Origin of the sequence: Pseudoalteromonas sp. BSi20480, assembly GCF_000241365.1 — a bacterium.
Lineage (GTDB): Bacteria > Pseudomonadota > Gammaproteobacteria > Enterobacterales > Alteromonadaceae > Pseudoalteromonas > Pseudoalteromonas marina.
This window is the reverse complement of record NZ_BADX01000018.1, coordinates 1-2,918: the sequence shown is the minus strand read 5'-3', so window position 1 is coordinate 2,918 and position 2,918 is coordinate 1. Positions and strand designations below refer to the sequence as shown.

4 protein-coding genes are annotated in these 2,918 nt (G+C 35.4%); 1 reads left to right on the top strand and 3 read right to left on the bottom strand.

The genetic code is table 11. The features are described from left to right. Positions 1 to 69 precede the first annotated feature (69 nt). The 3 genes from P20480_RS15715 to P20480_RS17555 all read right to left on the bottom strand — a co-directional run bounded on the left by P20480_RS15715 (position 70) and on the right by P20480_RS17555 (position 1,790). The gene (locus P20480_RS15715; RefSeq protein WP_008109167.1) at positions 70 to 1,038 is read right to left on the bottom strand and encodes a M56 family metallopeptidase; all 969 of its coding nucleotides are present in this window, start codon (positions 1,036 to 1,038) and stop codon (positions 70 to 72) included. Next, positions 1,035 to 1,424, bottom strand: coding sequence for a BlaI/MecI/CopY family transcriptional regulator (locus P20480_RS15720; protein ID WP_008109165.1), 390 nt, complete (start codon positions 1,422 to 1,424; stop codon positions 1,035 to 1,037). Before P20480_RS15720 ends, P20480_RS15715 begins: the two co-directional genes overlap by 4 nt. A gap of 90 nt (positions 1,425 to 1,514) precedes the next feature. Continuing rightward, positions 1,515 to 1,790, bottom strand: a complete 276-nt coding sequence (locus P20480_RS17555; RefSeq protein ID WP_024600843.1) for a metal/formaldehyde-sensitive transcriptional repressor — start codon at positions 1,788 to 1,790, stop codon at positions 1,515 to 1,517. A 103-nt stretch (positions 1,791 to 1,893) separates the two neighbouring features. Here P20480_RS17555 and dmeF point away from each other — a divergent pair, with 103 nt between their 5' ends. Further along, positions 1,894 to 2,799, top strand: a complete 906-nt coding sequence (dmeF, locus tag P20480_RS15725) for a CDF family Co(II)/Ni(II) efflux transporter DmeF (RefSeq protein ID WP_008126916.1) — start codon at positions 1,894 to 1,896, stop codon at positions 2,797 to 2,799. Positions 2,800 to 2,918: the final 119 nt, after the last annotated feature.

Genomic DNA, 2,918 nt, shown 5'->3' with positions numbered 1-2,918 from the left:
TTTTTGTAAGAGCATATATTAAAATAAAGATTCATTATCAGTACCTTAGAGTAAGATTTTAATTAGCGGTTAATGAGTAAAAAGCGTTTCAATAACGTGATGTAGGCTATCTACAGACGTTGTTGAAATTAGAACTAAGAGGGGTATTGCAATCACAACACCTCCCGTGGGAAATGGTCTGAACTGTTTATCACTAAGCAAATGAAGCACTCTTTGTTCAATAGAATGACGACAGAAATGAACAAATAATTCACTATTATATTGTGGATGAATAGAGTAGCTCGCAGCCAATTTAGTAAACTTTACTAAGGTACTTGCAACGTTATGTGATTGTTGCTGATTTTCGGCATAAAAAGAATCAGCGGCTTGCTCCATAGATAGCGACATCATGGAAATCAATAACTGTTTAACATTATTAGCGAAATAAGCTGAGAAAAATGAGAAAAGCCATTTCTTTAATGGATCAAAATAATGAACATGAGCTAACTCATGCTGAATAATTATTTTTATGTCATCAGCAGTTGTTTGCTCGACAAGACTCGTAGATATAAAGCATGATGGCCTAAACACACCACCAGTGAATGCTGTAGGTATAGATGATTCAATGAAATAGACTTGCTTACTATTTTCAATCCCTAATACACGTAACAAATTAATTTGATGATGATTACGATAAAGAAGAGTTATTTTTCGTATAAAAATATACAGAGTAAAACTGGTAAAAATAAGTAAACTAGCACTATGCCAGCTCATAAAATAGAAAATATCAGGATGGTGCCAATGAGCAAGGTCTGTCAACCAAACAAATATTGAACCGTTTTGAAATAGTGGACTAAAAAAGAGTGTGGCACATAAAGATATCAGCCACGGAGCAAGCACTAATAACCATAATAATGATTTACGAGTTGATACCGCATAGTGTTGCAACTTACTTTTGACTAACCAAAAAGTAATTGAGACAAATATGTTAGCCACGATAAAGGCTAAAACCCCCACCGTGAGCAAATTAAATACTAATGCCCATTGGCCATAAATCATTTTTCAGAATTCTTCTGTATTTTTTGACGTTGTTGTTCAATCATTGCTTCCAATTTATCTAGCTGCTTTTCATCTAGATCTGATGAAATAGAAGAGAAAGCAGCAACAACACTATTTTCATCTTCAGTAACAAAATCATGAGTAATACTTTTAATCAACTGACCTATCAGCTCTTGCCTTGCAACTTTTGGAAAGTATTGATAAGCGTGGCCGTTTTTTACCCTACTTAACAAATCTTTTTTAAACAAGCGTTCTAGCGTACTTTGAATGGTATTTAGAGATCCGCCTCGGTCTTTTTCAAAATAGCTATGCACCTGCTTGGCATCAGCAGGTTGATTTTTCCATAGATATTCTAAAACTTGTTTTTCTAATTCACCGAGTAACATAAATTTCAATCGCCATTTTTTAAGTAATAGGATAGTGCCACACAAAAAACCGAGAGGCAATCGGTTTTTCGATTTGTTTCATTAAGAGTTCTATTTTAAGTAGCTTTTAAGAATGGAAATAACATCTTCTACCTCCTCTAATCGTTCCTCTTTTGTCATATCCTCTGCACCTAAATGTTCCCTCAAATGACCTTCTAATACTTCCTTCATCAGCCCATTAACCGCACCTTTAATCGCAGCTACCTGTTGTAAAACAGCCATACAATTAGGCTCTCCTTCTAAAGCAGTTTCTAAAGCGAGTGATTGACCTTTTATTCGTCTAACACGACTGAGGAGCTTTTTTTTCCCTGCGATTGTATGTGACATAAATTTCCTTTACTTGATAAGTAGTATACTAGGGTATAGTATATTTCAAAGTGTAAATAGATGCTATTCATAAACAGCATGAAGCAATATTTTAGGATATTTAATGAAAAACGATAGTCGTATTCAGTGGGAACATTCTCATAATTTTGGTATTGACAGTAAGCTCCATGAAAACAAAGTAAAGCTCGTTTTTTGGTTAACAACCGTCATTATGGTACTTGAAATTACCGCTGGAACTTGGTCAGGCTCTATGGCCCTGCTTGCTGATGGATGGCATATGGGAACTCACTCTGCGGCATTTCTCATTGCTATTTTTGCATACTCTTACGCTAAAAAGCATGCGAACAATAAGGACTTTAGCTTTGGAACAGGCAAGGTAAACTCTTTAGGTGGCTTTGCCAGTGCTATTGCCTTAGCAATTGTTGCATTGATGATGATAATAGAATCTGTTCAACGATTAATAGAACCACAATCAATTCATTTTAATGAAGCAATTGTTGTTGCGATTATAGGTTTAGTCGTCAATGTCGCCTCTGTTTTTATCCTACATGATGATCATCATCACCATGGAGAACCCCACCACCATCATGATCACGACCATAATATGAAAGCAGCCTACTTTCACGTACTGGCCGACACGCTAACCTCTTTATTAGCCATTGTTGCTTTATTAGTAGGAAAATATATTGGCTTATTATGGATGGACCCATTAATGGGGATTGTTGGGGCAATAGTCATTTTCCGTTGGTCTTATGGCTTAGTTAAGGAATCCAGTGAAGTTCTTTTAGATAAGTCTGTGAAAAAGCCAACTCTCGATAAGATTTCAGATGCATTAAGCAAAAAGAACACTGTGATCAACGATATTCATGTATGGAAAATAGCGACAGGTCACCAGGCTGCAATTCTTAAAGTGACATCAGGTGAACCTCTAAAGTCAGAAGAATATGAAATTATTTTAAAAAGTTTCTTACCTCAGCTCTCACATATCTCTATTGAAATACGTAGTTAACGTTTTTTCAAATGTGACTTTGATTAATTAGCTTTCTCTTTACTTTGGTTTTTTGGCAGCTTCAATGATAATAAAGTTGCCATAGCCACAAATATACTTGATATCCATAAACAGGCTTC

What these genes read in the sequence shown, in the direction of transcription:
- P20480_RS15715 (WP_008109167.1), bottom strand. Translation starts at nt 1,038, where the DNA reads ATGATTTATGGCCAATGGGCATTAGTATTTAATTTGCTCACGGTGGGG.
- P20480_RS15720 (WP_008109165.1), bottom strand. Translation starts at nt 1,424, where the DNA reads ATGTTACTCGGTGAATTAGAAAAACAAGTTTTAGAATATCTATGGAAA.
- P20480_RS17555 (WP_024600843.1), bottom strand. Translation starts at nt 1,790, where the DNA reads ATGTCACATACAATCGCAGGGAAAAAAAAGCTCCTCAGTCGTGTTAGA.
- dmeF (WP_008126916.1), top strand. Translation starts at nt 1,894, where the DNA reads ATGAAAAACGATAGTCGTATTCAGTGGGAACATTCTCATAATTTTGGT.